Annotated in this window: 11 protein-coding genes; 7 read left to right on the forward strand and 4 right to left on the reverse strand. The window is 62.5% G+C overall.

From position 1 onward, the window contains the following. Positions 1-352: 352 nt before the first annotated feature. On the reverse strand, positions 353-1,648 hold the full coding sequence (gene glyA / locus ACP151_RS11315; RefSeq protein ID WP_424979004.1) for a serine hydroxymethyltransferase: 1,296 nt from the start codon (positions 1,646-1,648) through the stop codon (positions 353-355). A gap of 168 nt (positions 1,649-1,816) precedes the next feature. Here glyA and ACP151_RS11320 point away from each other — a divergent pair, with 168 nt between their 5' ends. Continuing rightward, the gene (locus ACP151_RS11320; RefSeq protein WP_424979005.1) at positions 1,817-2,578 is read left to right on the forward strand and encodes an NAD kinase; all 762 of its coding nucleotides are present in this window, start codon (positions 1,817-1,819) and stop codon (positions 2,576-2,578) included. 341 nt (positions 2,579-2,919) lie between these two features. On the opposite strand, the gene ACP151_RS11325 is transcribed toward ACP151_RS11320, so the two are convergent. The 3 genes from ACP151_RS11325 to ACP151_RS11335 form a co-directional block, all read right to left on the reverse strand. After that, the gene (locus ACP151_RS11325; RefSeq protein WP_424979006.1) at positions 2,920-4,365 is read right to left on the reverse strand and encodes an amidase family protein; all 1,446 of its coding nucleotides are present in this window, start codon (positions 4,363-4,365) and stop codon (positions 2,920-2,922) included. A 104-nt stretch (positions 4,366-4,469) separates the two neighbouring features. After that, positions 4,470-6,362, reverse strand: coding sequence for a propionate-CoA ligase PrpE (prpE, locus tag ACP151_RS11330; RefSeq protein WP_424979007.1), 1,893 nt, complete (start codon positions 6,360-6,362; stop codon positions 4,470-4,472). Positions 6,363-6,698: 336 nt separating this feature from the next. Then, positions 6,699-8,972: an NADP-dependent malic enzyme gene (locus ACP151_RS11335; RefSeq protein ID WP_424979008.1), complete on the reverse strand. Its 2,274-nt coding sequence runs from the start codon at positions 8,970-8,972 to the stop codon at positions 6,699-6,701. Positions 8,973-9,135: 163 nt separating this feature from the next. Here ACP151_RS11335 and ACP151_RS11340 point away from each other — a divergent pair, with 163 nt between their 5' ends. The 6 genes from ACP151_RS11340 to ACP151_RS11365 all read left to right on the forward strand — a co-directional run bounded on the left by ACP151_RS11340 (position 9,136) and on the right by ACP151_RS11365 (position 15,444). Then, entirely contained in the window at positions 9,136-10,221 is a 1,086-nt protein-coding gene (locus tag ACP151_RS11340) for a cupin domain-containing protein (RefSeq protein ID WP_424979009.1), read from the forward strand. 140 nt (positions 10,222-10,361) lie between these two features. Continuing rightward, positions 10,362-10,754, forward strand: coding sequence for a cytidine deaminase (locus tag ACP151_RS11345; protein WP_424979010.1), 393 nt, complete (start codon positions 10,362-10,364; stop codon positions 10,752-10,754). Next, positions 10,754-12,058, forward strand: coding sequence for a thymidine phosphorylase (locus ACP151_RS11350; RefSeq protein WP_424979011.1), 1,305 nt, complete (start codon positions 10,754-10,756; stop codon positions 12,056-12,058). Before ACP151_RS11345 ends, ACP151_RS11350 begins: the two co-directional genes overlap by 1 nt. Then, on the forward strand, positions 12,058-13,269 hold the full coding sequence (locus tag ACP151_RS11355; RefSeq protein ID WP_424979012.1) for a phosphopentomutase: 1,212 nt from the start codon (positions 12,058-12,060) through the stop codon (positions 13,267-13,269). The genes ACP151_RS11350 and ACP151_RS11355 overlap by 1 nt, the downstream gene beginning before the upstream one ends. Before the next feature lie 76 nt (positions 13,270-13,345). Further along, positions 13,346-13,978, forward strand: a complete 633-nt coding sequence (gene upp, locus ACP151_RS11360) for a uracil phosphoribosyltransferase (RefSeq protein ID WP_424979013.1) — start codon at positions 13,346-13,348, stop codon at positions 13,976-13,978. Positions 13,979-14,139: 161 nt separating this feature from the next. Then, the gene (locus ACP151_RS11365; RefSeq protein WP_424979014.1) at positions 14,140-15,444 is read left to right on the forward strand and encodes an SPOR domain-containing protein; all 1,305 of its coding nucleotides are present in this window, start codon (positions 14,140-14,142) and stop codon (positions 15,442-15,444) included. Positions 15,445-15,618: the final 174 nt, after the last annotated feature.

The following is a 15,618-nucleotide window of genomic DNA, read 5'->3' on the forward strand; positions in this document are numbered from 1 at the left end:
ATGGGGCTGGTTAATGATGCGGGCGCATGTGTAATGCGTTGTTAATAAACAAGGTTTCGCAGCGAAACCTCCGGTTGAAGATGGCTGTTTGCAGGCCGCCATACCGGTTGCAGCGTGTTGCCGGGGTCGGGGAGGTCAAATTGGGCGGGGCAATTCGGGGCGGGGCAATTTGGGCCGGTCAGCCCCGTCGGCTCTGCCGCGCCGGAGCTGTCGTGTCATTAGGGCCTACTATTAGGCCCTGTCGCATTGCGGGCCTGCCGGTCTGGGCCTGCTGCCCTCCTGCGCCCTGCCAAAGAAAAACCGCCGCAGGCCAAGGGGCCGCGGCGGTTTGCTGTTTCAGGTCCGGACCGGATCAGAGGTTCGGATACAGCGGGAACTGGCCGCAGAGATCGGCGACTTTGGCGCGCACCGATGCTTCCACATCCGCATTGCCCTCTTCACCGTTGGCCGCCAGCCCGTCGATCACCTCGATGATCAGGTCAGCGATCTGGCGGAACTCCGCCTCGCCAAAGCCGCGGGTGGTGCCGGCAGGCGTGCCCAGACGCAGGCCGGAAGTCACGGTGGGCTTTTCCGGGTCGAACGGGATGCCGTTCTTGTTGGTGGTGATATGGGCGCGTCCCAGCGCCTTGTCGGCGATGTTGCCGGTGACGCCTTTGGGGCGCAGATCGACCAGCATGACATGGGTGTCGGTGCCGCCGGTCACAATGTCCAGCCCGCCCTGGATCAGCTGATCCGCCAGCGCCGCCGCATTGGCCTTGACCTGCTGCTGGTAGGTCTTGAACTCCGGCTTCAGCGCCTCGCCAAAGGCCGCCGCCTTGCCGGCGATCACATGCATCAGCGGGCCGCCCTGGATGCCGGGGAAGATCGCCGAGTTCACTTTCTTGGCGATGGCCTCGTCATTGGTCAGGATCATGCCGCCACGCGGCCCGCGCAGGGTCTTGTGGGTGGTGGTGGTCGCCACATGCGCATGCGGGAACGGCGAGGGGTGCTCGCCGGCCGCAACCAGGCCTGCGAAATGCGCCATATCCACATGCAGGAGGGCGCCGACCTTGTCGGCAATGGCGCGGAACCGGGCAAAGTCGATGACCCGCGGGATCGCCGAGCCGCCGGCGATGATCAGCTTGGGCTGATGCTCCACGGCCAGCGCTTCCAGCTGGTCATAGTCGATCAGATTGTCGTCGCGGCGCACCCCGTAAGAGACCGCGTTGAACCATTTGCCCGACTGGTTGGGGGCGGCGCCGTGGGTCAGGTGGCCGCCAGAGGCCAGATCCATGCCCAGGATGGTGTCGCCGGGCTTCAGCAGCGCCTGGAACACGCCCTGGTTGGCCTGCGAGCCGGAGTTCGGCTGCACATTTGCGTATTCGCAGCCAAACAGCTGCTTGGCGCGGTCGATGGCCAGGTTTTCGGCAACATCAACATACTGGCAACCGCCATAATAGCGGCGTCCCGGATAGCCTTCGGCGTATTTGTTGGTCAGCACGGACCCCTGTGCTTCCATCACCGCGGCAGAGACGATGTTCTCAGAGGCAATCAGCTCGATCTCGTCGCGCTGGCGGCCCAGTTCCGCCGTGATCGACGCATAAAGCTCAGGATCGCGCTCAGACAGCGCTTGGGTGAAAAAGCCGGTGTCACGGGTCGCTTCAGTCATGGTGGCTCCGTTGGAGTTAGGTTCAGAATTGGGGATTTCCTATCGGAAACTTCCTTGGGCAGGAAGCCTGTAAAGCGACAATTCCCTGCGACAGAACGGCAACTATGGTCATCGGCGGAAAGCTGTGATTGTTTCGGAACCAGTTGCCTAATACCGGAAACAGATTTTATGAGTTTGAGAATCGCCTTTCTGGCCAGCGACGCCGGCGTGGCACAGGATGCCCTGGCGGAGCTGAGCTGCCGCTACGGCCATGTGCCGCCGGATGAGGCGCAGGTGATCGTGGCCCTTGGCGGTGACGGTTTCATGCTGCGGACCCTGCATGCGATGGTGGACCACCCGGCGCCGGTTTATGGCATGAACCGCGGCACGGTCGGGTTCCTGATGAATGAATACCGAGAAGACGGGCTGATCGAGCGGCTTGAAGAAGCCGTGCAGGAGATCATCAACCCGCTGTCGATGACAGCCATGGATCGCCGCGGCGACGTGCATAAGGCTTTGGCAATCAATGAGGTCTCGCTGTTGCGGGCGGGTCCGCAGGCGGCGCGGCTCCGGATTTCGGTGGACGGCAGAATGCGGTTGGAGGAGCTGGTCTGCGACGGGGCGCTGGTGGCAACGCCTGCAGGATCGACAGCATACAACTACTCCGCCCATGGCCCGATCCTGCCGATCGGCTCTGATGTGCTGGCGCTGACTGCCATCGCCGCGTTCCGGCCGCGGCGCTGGCGTGGGGCGCTGCTGCCCAGCAATGCAATGGTGCGTTTTGATGTTCTGGAAGCTGACAAACGCCCGGTGATGGCAGACGCTGATTCAATATCGGTGGCGGATATCGACTGGGTGGAGATCCGGACCGATACGCAAATTCGGCATAAAATCCTGTTCGATCCAGGCCACGGGCTGGAGGAAAGACTGATTTCCGAACAGTTTACCTAAGAATTTGATGCAGGCTTCACGTGACTGTGAACGCCCCGGTAACCATTCTATGGGAAGATTTTCCCACAGGCAGGTGCCGGGTGCATTTGCCTGCGGCTGCAATGCCGAAGTGCCAGACCAGCGGATTTAGTGTGTTTTAGTGTTGAGTTTCCCGCAGGCCTGGTCCGGTACACCTGCATCTTTGCATGTGGGTGGAAAATGCAGCGTTGGTAGCGAGTGTCTTAGGTCAGGAAGACCCCGGGGGCAGCTGGCCCTGCTCCCGGGGAGTTCGCTGTATATTTTCGCCATCACGCCAGCAGCATGATTGCTCCGTTCCGGCCATAGGCAGTGTTGGGCAGGGGTTAAAGGCTGCTGCCGTCTGCCATATTCTGCCACAGCGGCAGGCACATGCGGCCTGCGCGGGTCTCGATTGCAGCGCAGGCATCCACCGCCAGATCCTCGCGCCAGCGGCGGGCGGCGATCTGCACATTGATGGGCTGCGGCCCCTTGGGCAGGCTGGCCAGCCGGGCCGGAACCGAGGCCGCAGGCAGGCCAAGGAAATTCATCGCATAGGAATAGACAGCGCAGCCCAGCACTTCATGCACGCCGTCTGCGCCCTCGGTGTCGCGGTCCGGCTTGAAGAAAGGCTGCGGCAGGAAGGGCGACAACACCAGCGGGTAGTCCTCCATGAACAGCGACCACTGGCGTGCGTAATGGGTCCGCTTGGCCATCATCTGCAACAGTTCGTCACCGGCAAAAGGCGGGAATTCCTGAAAGTAGACGGCAAAGATGTCGCGCACGGTCTGCGAGCCGGCCGCATCCACATCGTGCTTCATCAAAGCGTAGATCTCGCCCATCAATGCACGGTAGCCGGTGCGGCCGGCCTCGAACACATTGGGCGGCTCCGCGTCTTCGACCACATAGCCCGCGTCGGTCAGCGCATCGCGGGCGAATTCCAGCGCGGCTTCGACTTCGGGATGCAGATCATATCCATGGGTGTTTCTGGTAAAGGCCACTTTGATGGGGCCGTCCAGCGGTGCGCCGCGCCAGGGCATCGGCACATGGAAAGGGTCGCGCGGGTCAGCCGCGATCAACGCCGGCATCGACAGATGCAGATCCGCCGCCGTGCGGGTGATCAGCCCCTGTACCGACATCATCTGTGCCAGCAATCCGCGTTCAGCCGTTTGGCTGGGGTTCCAGGCGGGCACCCGGCCAAGGCCCGGTTTGACCGTCACCGCGCCATTGGCGGCGGCAGGAAAGCGCAAGGAACCGCCGATGTCATTGCCATGCGCCAACGCGCCGATCCCGGCCATCACCGCAGCCCCGGCACCGCCGGAGGACCCGCCAGGCGAGATATGTCGCCCCCAGGGGTTGTGAGTGCGGCCAAACAGCGGGTTGTCAGTATCCGCGCGAAAGGAAAACTCCGGCGTGTTGGTGCGCCCAATCACCACGGCACCGGCTTTCTGCAGGTTCTCCACGACCGGGGCGTCCGCAGGGGCAAGCAGGTCCCTGAATGCGGTGACACCATTGGAGGTGGCATGGCCCTTCTGGTCGACATTGATCTTGATGGTGACAGGCACCCCGTGCAGCGGTCCGGGCGCCGCGCCGTTTGCGCGCATTTTGTCCAGGCCATGGGCGCGTTCCAGCGCTTTGGTGCTCAGGTCCTCGACGACGGCATTCAGGCCCGGGTTCACCGCGTTCATCCGGCTGATCGAGGCCTGTACCGCGTCTTCAGCGCTGACATCGCCGGTGCGGGTCAAAGCTGTCAATTCCGTTGCGCTCAGGCGCCATAAGTCATCATTTGCCATCTGCTCTTCTCCCTGACCCGCAGCCTAGGCGGGCAGGGCAGAGTTGCAAGCAAAACCGGGCGGAAAGCCCACCCGGTTTCAAGAATTTCACGGCTGATGCAGGATCAGCTCTTGGCGTAGCCGATGCTTTGCAGTGCTGCTGTGATTTCATCCAGGATTGCCGGGTCGTCGATTGTGGCAGGCATTTTCCACGGCGTGCCGTCGGCGATATTCACCATGGTGCCGCGCAGGATCTTGCCGGACCGGGTCTTGGGCAGCCGGTCGACCACCACCGCCAGTTTGAAGGCGGCCACCGGGCCGATTTTCTCGCGCACCAGTTTGACGACCTCGGACACCACCTCTGCATTGTCGCGGTCGACGCCTGCATTCAGGCAGAGAAAACCAACCGGCATCTGACCTTTGAGGCTGTCCGTGACGCCGATCACAGCGCATTCTGCAACATCCGGATGGCCCGCCAGCACTTCTTCCATGCCGCCGGTCGACAGCCGGTGGCCGGCCACGTTGATCACATCATCGGTGCGCGCCATGATATAGAGATAGCCATCCTCGTCCTTCATGCCGGCATCGCCGGTTTCATAATAGCCGGGGAAGGTGGTCAGGTAGCTTTTCCTGAAACGGTCCTCGGCATTCCACAGGGTCGGCAATGTGCCCGGCGGCAGCGGCAGTTTGACGGCAATGGCCCCCAGTTCGCCCGGCGCCACCGGGTTGCCGCCATCGTCCAGAATATCGACCTCATATCCCGGCATCGGCACCGCCGGAGAGCCCAGCTTGGTTGGCAGTTCCTCGATCCCCAAGGGGTTCGCCGCAATCGACCAGCCGGTTTCGGTCTGCCACCAGTGATCCACCACCGGCACCTTCAGCTGCGCCTGTGCCCAGGTGATGGTGTCCGGGTCTGCGCGCTCACCGGCCAGATAGACCTGGCAGAGATTGCTCAGGTCGTATTTGCCGACGAATTCGCCCTTTGGATCCTCCCGTTTCACGGCCCGAAATGCGGTTGGCGCGGTGAAGAAGCTTTTCACCTTATGCTCGGAGATCACCCGCCAGAAGGTGCTTGCATCGGGTGTGCCCACCGGTTTGCCTTCAAACACGATGGTGGTGTTGCCGTGAATGAGCGGCGCATAGCAGATATAGCTGTGGCCCACGACCCAGCCCACATCCGACGCCGCCCAGAACACATCGCCGGGATCGACGTTGTAGATGTTTTTCATGGTCCAGTTCAGCGCCACCAGCTGGCCCGCAGTGTGGCGGATCACGCCCTTGGGCTGGCCGGTGGTGCCAGAGGTATAGAGGATATAGGAGGGGTGGTTGCCCTCAACCGGTACACATTCGGCGGGGTCCACGCCATACTGAAAACCATGCCAGTTCACATCGCGGCCCGGGATCAGTTCCGCCACGTCCTGCTCGCGCTGGAAGATCACGCAGAACTCCGGTTTATGTGCGGCCAGATCAATGGCGCCGTCCAGCAGCGGTTTGTAATGCACGGTGCGGCCCGGCTCGATCCCGCAGGAGGCAGCGATGATCGCCTTGGGTTTGGAATCGTCGATCCGCACCGCCAGTTCATTGGCGGCAAAGCCGCCGAACACCACTGAATGCACAGCGCCGAGGCGGGCGCAGGCCAGCATCGCCTCCAGCGCCTCGGGGATCATCGGCATGTAAATGATGACCCGGTCGCCCTTTTCCACGCCTTTTGCGCGCAGGGCGCCGGCCAGGGTGGCAACACGGTTGCGCAGCTCAACATAGGAGATTTCACGTTTGGTCTGGGTCACCGGGCTGTCATAGATGATTGCGGTCTGCTCGCCGCGGCCCTGCTCGACATGGCGGTCGACAGCGTTGTAGCAGGTGTTCACCTTGGCATCGGCAAACCATTCGTAAAGCCCGTTGCCCTTGTCATACAGCGCCTGCTTCGGGGCCTCGTCCCAGCTGATTGCCTGAGCGGCCTCCATCCAGAAGCCTTCCGGATCCTGTTTCCAGGCGGCATAAATGTCCTGATATCCCATGGTGTTCATCTCCTCCTGCCTTCTGGGTAGGCGAGAAGGGGTTGAACGGGCAAGTTTTGCGCAGTCCGAATGCAAGGTTGGTCAAGGAATTTACAGGTTTTCGGCGGTGAATTCCTTCAAATTTACACAATTTACACACCTTGCGCGCTTTGCGGCAGTGATAGTTTGCAAACCGGGATTTGCTGCAGGAAATTCCTGTGAAACTGGGCGATTTTTGCAAATCTGCAAATCCATCCGCTGCAAACTGCCCGGATGGGCCGGATGGGCCGGGAATCACCTGTCGCAGGATTTGGCCTCCCTGAAAAGGGCGGCCAGACAGGGCATCTGCCGCCCGGCTTAACCGTAGTGTGCCACCGGGGTTCCGGCAATGGCGGCCATGTTCAAAAGCCCGCGGGCGGTGATTGAGGGCGAAACGATATGCGCCCGGTTGCCCATGCCCATCAGGATCGGCCCCACTTCCAACCCTCCGGCCCGCATTTTCAGAATGTTACGCACACCCGAGGCCGCATCCGCATGGGCAAAGATCAGTACATTCGCCGCCCCGTCCAGCCGGGAGTTCGGGAAGATCCGGGCCCGCAGCTCCGGGTCCAGCGCGGTGTCGATGTTCATCTCACCCTCATATGCGAAATCCCGGCGCTTATCGTCGAGGATCTCCAGCGCATCCCGCAGGCGAGATCCTGTATCGCAGGCGGTATTGCCGAACTGCGACTGCGAGCACAGCGCGATCTTCGGCTCTAAACCGAATCGGCGCACGTGACGGGCAGCGCCCAGAACCGTTTCGGCGATCTGCTCCGGTGTCGGTTCGATCCGCACATGGGTGTCGGCAATGAACAGCGGGCCGTCTTCCAGTATCATCATCGACAGCGCCCCATGCGGGGAATAGCTGTTGCCGCCCAGAACCTGCTCCACATAGTTCATATGCCAACGGTATTCGCCGAAGGTGCCGCAAATCAGTGAATCCGCCTCGCCCCGGTGCACCATGATGGCGCCGATGGCGGTGGTGTTGGTGCGCATGATTGCCTTGGCCAGATCCGGCGTCACACCCCGGCGTTGCATCACTTTGTGGTAGCTGTTCCAGTAGTCATAATAGCGCGGGTCGTTTTCCGGGTTCACCAGCTGGAAATCGCGGCCCGGACGCACATCCAGCCCCAGCCGTTCGCAGCGCCGTTCGATCACCTCAGGCCGGCCGATCAGCAGCGGGGTTTCGGTGGTTTCTTCCAGGATGGCTTGGGCTGCACGCAGCACCCGCTCGTCCTCACCCTCGGCAAAGACAATGCGGCGGGCGGCAGCGCGGGCAGCCTCGAACACCGGGCGCATCAGCAGGGCGGATTTGAATACTGTCTGGTTCAGCTTCTGGCGGTAGGCCTCCATGTCCTCGATCGGGCGGGTGGCCACGCCGCTGTCCATCGCGGCCTTGGCCACGGCAGAGGAAACAACCGCCACCAGGCGCGGGTCAAAAGGTTTGGGGATCAGGTAATCGGCCCCGAAATTCAGCTGCTCGCCCTTATAGGCCGCGGCGGCTTCGGCCGAGGTCGTGGCGCGGGCCAGCTCGGCGATGCCGTCGACGCAGGCGATCTGCATCGCGTCGTTTATCTCAGTTGCGCCGACGTCCAGCGCCCCGCGAAAGATGAAAGGAAAGCACAGCACGTTGTTGACCTGATTGGGAAAATCGCTGCGTCCAGTGGCGATAATCGCATTCGGCGCCACTTTGCGCGCGGCCTCCGGCATGATTTCCGGGTTTGGATTGGCCAGGGCAAAGATGATCGGGCGCTCTGCCATTTTCGCCGCCATTTCCGGCTTTAGCACATTGGGTCCAGAGAGGCCCAGGAACAGGTCGGCGCCATCAATCACCTCCTCTAGCGTGCGCAGGTCCGTGGCTTGGGCAAAGGCGGCTTTTTCCGGGTTCATATCCTCTTTGCGGCCTTCATAGACCAGCCCGTGAATGTCGCAGAGCCAGATATTCGTGCGCTTTACGCCCAGCTTTACCAGCATGTTGAGGCAGGCAATCCCCGCCGCGCCGCCGCCGGTGGAGACGATTTTGATATTTTCAAAAGACTTGCCCGCCACATGCAACGCGTTCTTGGCGGCAGCCCCCACAACAATTGCAGTGCCATGCTGATCGTCGTGAAAAACCGGGATGTTCATCCGCTCGCGGCAGAGTTTTTCGACCACAAAACAATCCGGTGCCTTGATGTCTTCAAGGTTGATCGCGCCGAAGGTCGGCTCCAGCGAGCAGACGATATCGGCCAGCTTTTCCGGATCGCTTTCGTTCACCTCAATGTCAAAACAGTCGATGCCTGCAAAATTCTTGAACAGGACGGCCTTGCCTTCCATCACAGGCTTGGAGGCCAGCGCGCCGATGTTGCCCAGCCCCAGAACCGCCGAACCGTTCGACACAACCGCCACCAGATTTCCGCGCGACGTATAGCGGGCGGCATTGGCGGCATCCGCCTTGATCTCGGTGCAGGCCTCGGCCACGCCGGGCGAATAGGCGCGGGCCAGATCCCGACCATTGGCCATTGGCTTGGTTGCGCGGATCTCCAGCTTACCGGGCTGCGGAAGCTCGTGATAGTTGAGCGCGGCTTGGCGCAGGTTCTGTGAATCGGACATCTGGCGCTCCTCGGGAAGGGTATTGTTTAGTGTTAAACCATTTTTCCTGCCGGAAACCTAGCTTAAACTGACGCAAATGGACGCGGCGGCAGAACAGGCGGCGGCTTCTTGCATTCACTCTGCCGCACGGCCACTCTTCTGCCAAATGAAATGGGAGTGAAAAATGAGCGGTGCAATCGCCGAATTCCGCCTGCCAACAGACGAGTTGCGCAACGATATTCCGTTTTTTACCAAGGTTTTGGGTATGAAAATGGATATGATTTATCCGGCAGATGATCCGCGCATCGCGGTCTTTTCGGGCTATGGGCTGCGGCTCAGGGTTGAAAAAGGGGCAGAGGAAAGCCCCGGCACACTCCGCATTCTGACGGAAGATCCTGATGGATTTGCCGCAGGGCAACGCCGCCTGACAGCGCCCAATGGCACCAGGATTGAAATCGAGGAGCGGTATCCGCCGATGGTGATGCCGCAAACCGTGCACAGTTTTGTGGTACGGCGCCTGAAAGACCAGGCGCCCTGGATCATCGGCCGGGCCGGCATGCACTACCGTGACCTGGTGCCGGACCGGCTGGGCGGGTCGATCATCGCCAGCCACATCCGCATTCCCGACGGCGGCCCGGTGCCGGACATGGTGCATTTCCACCGGGTCGGCTTTCAGCTGATTTTCTGCATCCACGGTTGGGTTGATGTGGTCTATGAGGATCAGGGCGAGACGATGCGTCTGACCGCGGGCGACTGTTTCATCCAGCCGCCGGAAATCCGCCACCGGGTGCTGGAGGCCAGCGACAATGTGCAGGTGATCGAGATTGGTGTGCCGGCGGAACATGTCACCGAGATCGACCACGAGATGACACTGCCGACGCCGCATTACCGCCCCGAGCGGGAATGGCAGGGCCAGCGCTTTGTCTACAACAAGGCTGAAGGCGCGGAATGGGTGCCGTTCCGCCTGCCGGGCTATATCTGCCGCGACACCACCATTGCTGAAAACACCAAGGGTGTTGCGGGCGTGCAAGTGGTGCGCCGGGGCGACGGCGTCCCCCAATGGGCGGCGCATGACACCGATATCCACTTTACCTTCGTGATGAATGGCACGGTGACGCTGGAGGGGGAGGGCCGCGCGCCGTTCCGGCTGGAGCAGGGCGATGCCTTTGTCATTCCGCCGGGCATGAAGACCCGCCTCAGCGACCCATCGCAGGATGTGGAGCTGCTGGAAGTGTCTTTGCCCGGTGTCTTCAACACCAGACTGGGCTGACAGCGCCGGTGTTCCTGCCTGCCACCACCGGGGCGGGCAGTGAATAGGCCGGAAAATCCAGCCGGCAGGGCTTCCCCTTTGCCTGCCACTGCCGTTATTCTGCATCATCTTGACCAATCGATCAAAAATGGGGAAACGCCATGAGCCTCAAGGCCGCTGCCACTGCCGTCCGTGAAAACGCCCACGCGCCATACTCCAACTTCAAGGTCGGCGCGGCCATCCGCGCGGCGTCCGGCCAGATCTATGTCGGCTGCAACGTCGAAAATGTGGCCTATCCCGAAGGCACCTGTGCGGAAGCCGGCGCCATTGCCGCCATGGTCGCAGCCGGAGAGACGGACCTGGCAGAGGTCTATGTGATCGCCGACTGCCCGACGCCGATCCCGCCCTGCGGCGGCTGCCGCCAGAAGCTCAAGGAGTTCGGCACCGGCGAGGTCAAGGTGACCATGGGCACCACGGATGGCGCAGAGCGGGAAACCACCATCGCGGACCTGCTGCCCGGCGCCTTTGATGCGGGCCATATGGAGCGCAGCTGATGGATGCCCGCGCCATAAACGCCAAGCTGCGGCGCCGCGAAGTGCCCAGCGAAGAGGAGCTGCGCTGGTTTGCCAATGGCCTGGCCAATGGCGACGTCACTGACGCCCAGGCGGCGGCCTTTGCCATGGCCGCCTGTTTCCAAAGCATCGGCACCGAAGGCTGCCGGGCGCTGACGCTGGCAATGCGTGACACCGGCGACGTGCTGACCTGGGATCTGAACGGGCCGGTGATCGACAAGCATTCGACCGGCGGTGTCGGCGACTGCGTCTCGCTGCTGCTGGCGCCGGCGCTGGCCGCCTGCGGCGCTTATGTCCCGATGATTTCGGGGCGCGGGCTGAGCCATACCGGAGGCACCCTGGACAAGCTGGAGGCGATCCCCGGCGTCTCCACCCAGGTGAGCGAAGATCATCTGCGGCGCATGATGCAGGACATCGGCTGCGCCATTGTTGGCGCCACTGCGCAGATTGCGCCGGCGGACAAACGGTTCTACGCCATCCGCGATGTCACCGCGACCGTTGAAAGCATTGAGCTGATCACCGCCTCGATCCTGTCCAAGAAACTTGCGGCCTCGCCGGATGCTCTGGTTCTGGACGTGAAAATCGGCTCTGGCGCGTTTATGAAAACCGCAGACGACGCGCGGGCGCTGGCGCAATCCATGTGCGACGTGGCCAATGCCGCAGGCTGCCGCACCTCGGCGCTGATCACCGATATGAACCAGCCGCTGGCGCCCGCGCTTGGCAATGCGCTGGAAGTGGCCTCGGTGATGCGGCTGCTGACCGGCACGGCAGAGGGGCGGCTGGTTGACATCAGCACAGCCCTGGGCGGCGAATTGCTGGGTCTTGCTGGATTGGCTGCAGATGCGACAGAGGGGGCCGCCAGGATTGCGGCTGCCCTGACGGATGGCCGCGCCGCAGAGATTTTCGCGCGGATGATTGCGGCGATGGGCGGGCCTGCGGATTTTGCTGCAAACTGGCAGCGCCATCTGCCCGGCGCAGAGGTGCAGCGCGCGGTCAAAGCGCCGTCTGCAGGCCGCATTGCGGCGATGAATGGCGAGGCGCTTGGCCTTGCGGTTGTTGGTCTGGGCGGCGGCCGCATGGTGGAAAGCGACAGAATTCATCCCGGCGTCGGGATCTCGGATATTGTCAGCCTGGGCCAGCAGGTGGGGGCAGGGGACAGGATTTGTCTGATCCACGCCGCCAGCGAAGATGCGGCAGACATGGCAGAGGCGGCGGTTCTTGCAGCTGTTTCCATCCGCGAGGCGCCGCTCTCCCCGCCGCCGCTGGTGCACGAAAGGATTTCCTGATGTCCCGGGCCTTTCTCGTGGTGATGGATTCCGTTGGCATCGGCGGCGCGCCGGATGCCGGGGCGTTCTTCAATGGTGATCTGCCGGATCTGGGGGCCAATACGCTGGCCCATATCGCCCAGGCCTGTGCTGCAGGCGTGGCAGCAGAGGGCCGCAGCGGGCCTTTGCAGCTGCCCAATATGGCGCGTCTTGGTCTTGGTGCAGCTATGCGGCTGGCGTCGGCGGTGCCATTTGCGGGCATGGACGCAGAGCCGCAGGGCCGCTGGGGCTGCGCCCGCGCGTTCAGCCGTGGCAAGGATACGCCTTCGGGCCACTGGGAACTGGCCGGCCTGCCGGTGCCCTGGGACTGGCATTACTTCCCGGACGCGGTGCAGTCTTTCCCAGAGGCGCTGACAGCCTTTGTGGCACAGCAGGCCGGCACGGATGGTATTCTTGGCAACTGCCATGCCTCCGGCACGGTGATCATCAATGTCCTGGGGGCCGAACATATGCGCAGCGGCAAGCCGATCTGCTACACGTCTGCCGACAGTGTCTTTCAGATTGCCGCGCATGAGGAGAGCTTTGGCCTCGGCCGTCTGCTGGCGCTTTGCGAGGCGGTCGCGCCGCGGCTGCACGCCATGAAGCTGGGCCGGGTCATCGCGCGTCCTTTTACCGGCTCGCCAGAGCAGGGGTTCACCCGCACCGTCAACCGCCGCGACTATGCCATCCTCCCGCCGGCCCCGGTGTTGACCAACTGGGTGCAGGCGGCAGGTGGCAAGGTTCATGCCATCGGCAAAATCGGTGATATCTTTACAATGTCCGGCATCGACACCTTGAAAAAAGGCACGGACGCCCGGCTGATGGAACATCTGTTCGATGCGGTGGAAACAGCCGAAGACGGCAGTCTGACCTTTGCCAATTTTGTCGAGTTCGACAGCCTGTTTGGCCACACCCGCGACATCTCCGGCTATGCCCGCGCGCTTGAATGGTTCGACCGCGCGCTAGGCCGCCTGCTGCCGAAGCTGCGAAAGAACGACATGCTGGTGCTAACGGCGGATCACGGGAATGATCCCAGCTGGCCCGGCTCCGACCACACCCGCGAACAGGTTCCGGTGCTGATTGCAGGGCTTGACGCCGGGGGCATCGGGCAGGTCAAATTCGCCGATGTGGCGGCGTCCATCGCAGGCCATCTGAATATTCCGGCCCAGGGTCCCGGCAAGAGCTTTCTTTGACCTCATGGTCAAAACCTGCTTGCCTGTCCCGGCCAAGCCCGTAAAAGCGCGCAGAACCAAATTTGAGGAGTGCCCCATGACCGACCACCTGACCGTTGTTGATCACCCGCTTGTGCAGCACAAGTTGACGCTGATGCGGGACAAAAGCACGTCCACCGCCGGTTTCCGCCGCCTGCTGCGCGAAATCACCCAGCTGCTGGCCTATGAGATCACCCGCGAAATGCCGCTGACCACCACCACCATCGACACTCCGATGGAGGAAATGGAGGCGCCGATCCTGGCCGGCAAGAAACTGGCGCTGGTGTCGATCCTGCGCGCGGGCAACGGCATGCTGGACGGGGTGCTGGAGCTGATCCCTTCGGCGCGTGTCGGCTTTGTCGGCCTTTACCGCGATGAAGAAACGCTGGAACCGGTGCAGTATTATTTCAAGGCGCCCGAAGGGCTGAAAGACCGCCTGGTGATTGCAGTGGACCCGATGCTGGCCACCGGCAACAGCTCGGCTGCTGCGATTGATCTTCTAAAGGATGCCGGTGCAAACGACATCCGTTTCCTGTGTCTGCTGGCCTCGCCTGAAGGTGTTGAACGCATGAAAGAGGCGCATCCCGATGTGCCGATTGTCACCGCTTCGATGGACCGGCAGCTGAATGAAAAAGGCTACATCCTGCCAGGGCTTGGCGACGCTGGCGACCGGATGTTCGGCACCAAATGATATCAGCCGCCAGGGCGGAATTTTCCGTCTTGGCGGCCCGGCACCGCGAATTCATTACAGTTTGCGCAAAAATTGCCGGTATGCGGCCTTATTGTTGTTCAAATTCTTTACTCACAGGCCAGAGTCAGGCATCCTGCTGCCACATTTTGTGGGGCTCAGGAATGAAAATAACTAGAATTATTGCACTGGCCATCATCGCGGGGGCAACCGGCGCCGCAGGGATACAAGCACAAACTCTGCGTGAAACCCGCCCGCCTGCGGAATATCCACCCCTGTCTTACACCGGCAAGCAATATGTCGACAGCCGTGGCTGTATCTATATCCGCGCGGGCATCGGCGGAGACGTCAACTGGGTGCCGCGCGTCAGCCGCTCACGCAAGCAGATCTGTGGCTACGCGCCGACCAACGTCCAAGGCACAACCCGTCAGCGGCAGCGGGCCGCAACCCCTGAGCTGATCACCCTTGAGCCCAGCCAGCAGCCGCAACAGGCGACAGCGGGCACTCCGCCGCGGACAGTGACCACCACCAAACCGCGCCGGGCACCGGCAGCCGCAGTCGAACAGCCGACCACGGCGGCGTCCAAACCTGTCGTCAAGAAAGTTGTGCGGGCAGCCCCTGCGCCAGCCGCAGCACCGCAACCCGCCGCGGCCGCGGCAGTACGGCAACCGGCAGGCAATTCGGCCTGCGCCGGGCTTTCGGATATCAGCCGCCAGTACACCAATTCCAGCGATGTGCGCTGCGGTCCGCAGGGGGAGGCGCCCGTGTCCTTCGGCGGCCAGGCCGTTGGGCCGCAAAGCTCCTTGCTGCTGACGCCGAACACCCGTGTGGTGCAAAAGCACATCTATCAGGACCGTCGGCTCAGCAACAGTTTCACGGTGCCGGAAGGCTACCGCCCGGTCTGGACCGATGGGCGGCTGAATCCGCAGCGGGCAGAGCGCACCGCTCGCTCTGCGGTGGTCACCGGATTTGTTGAAGCCCCGGCTGGTTATGAAACGGTTGAGCGCGCAGATGGAAGGATGAATCCGATGCGCGGTGTGCGCACGCCGGAAGGCGACGTGCAGATGGCGCGGATTTGGACTCGTGGCCTGCCGCGCAGGCTGGTTGAGCTGCCGCTGGACCGCCAGACTGTGACGCTGCCGCGCAAAGCCCGTGTCAGCGCGGCTGAAGCCCGGCACAGCGTGCTGCACCTGTCCACCCGTTCAGCACCGGGTGCCGAAGCGTCGGCAGCGCAAACCGCCAGCCGCCGTTATGTGCGGGCGGCGACCTATGCCGACCCGGCGCAGGCCAAGGCGGCCGCCCGGAAACTGGCTGCCGCCGGCCTCAGCGTGCGGCTTGGCACTGTCAGCCGCAAGGGGCAGCCTTACAAAGTGGTTCTGGCGGGGCCGTATCGGGACACAACCCAGGCAGCAGCGGCGCTGGCCGACATCCGCCAAGCCGGTTTCAGCGGCGCCCGTATCAGCAAGTAAGCGCGAAAAAATCATTGTATCAGGCCGGGCTGCAGCCCGGCCTTTTTCTTGAGCAGCCCCTTGCATATGGCGCGCGCGCCTGACCGCAGCTGTTGCCGGCCAGTTCATCGGCCTAGCGAATAAAGACAATCGGCCTCTGGCAGCCTCGGGCAGCCTCGGGCCGTTGCCGGAACA

The sequence above is a fragment of the Leisingera sp. S232 genome, from assembly GCF_049800895.1.
Lineage (GTDB): Bacteria > Pseudomonadota > Alphaproteobacteria > Rhodobacterales > Rhodobacteraceae > Leisingera.

Bases quoted from the DNA above. Each gene is read 5' to 3' on its own strand.
- glyA (WP_424979004.1), bottom strand. From the start codon at position 1,648: ATGACTGAAGCGACCCGTGACACCGGCTTTTTCACCCAAGCGCTGTCT.
- ACP151_RS11320 (WP_424979005.1), top strand. From the start codon at position 1,817: ATGAGTTTGAGAATCGCCTTTCTGGCCAGCGACGCCGGCGTGGCACAG.
- ACP151_RS11325 (WP_424979006.1), bottom strand. From the start codon at position 4,365: ATGGCAAATGATGACTTATGGCGCCTGAGCGCAACGGAATTGACAGCT.
- prpE (WP_424979007.1), bottom strand. From the start codon at position 6,362: ATGGGATATCAGGACATTTATGCCGCCTGGAAACAGGATCCGGAAGGC.
- ACP151_RS11335 (WP_424979008.1), bottom strand. From the start codon at position 8,972: ATGTCCGATTCACAGAACCTGCGCCAAGCCGCGCTCAACTATCACGAG.
- ACP151_RS11340 (WP_424979009.1), top strand. From the start codon at position 9,136: ATGAGCGGTGCAATCGCCGAATTCCGCCTGCCAACAGACGAGTTGCGC.
- ACP151_RS11345 (WP_424979010.1), top strand. From the start codon at position 10,362: ATGAGCCTCAAGGCCGCTGCCACTGCCGTCCGTGAAAACGCCCACGCG.
- ACP151_RS11350 (WP_424979011.1), top strand. From the start codon at position 10,754: ATGGATGCCCGCGCCATAAACGCCAAGCTGCGGCGCCGCGAAGTGCCC.
- ACP151_RS11355 (WP_424979012.1), top strand. From the start codon at position 12,058: ATGTCCCGGGCCTTTCTCGTGGTGATGGATTCCGTTGGCATCGGCGGC.
- upp (WP_424979013.1), top strand. From the start codon at position 13,346: ATGACCGACCACCTGACCGTTGTTGATCACCCGCTTGTGCAGCACAAG.
- ACP151_RS11365 (WP_424979014.1), top strand. From the start codon at position 14,140: ATGAAAATAACTAGAATTATTGCACTGGCCATCATCGCGGGGGCAACC.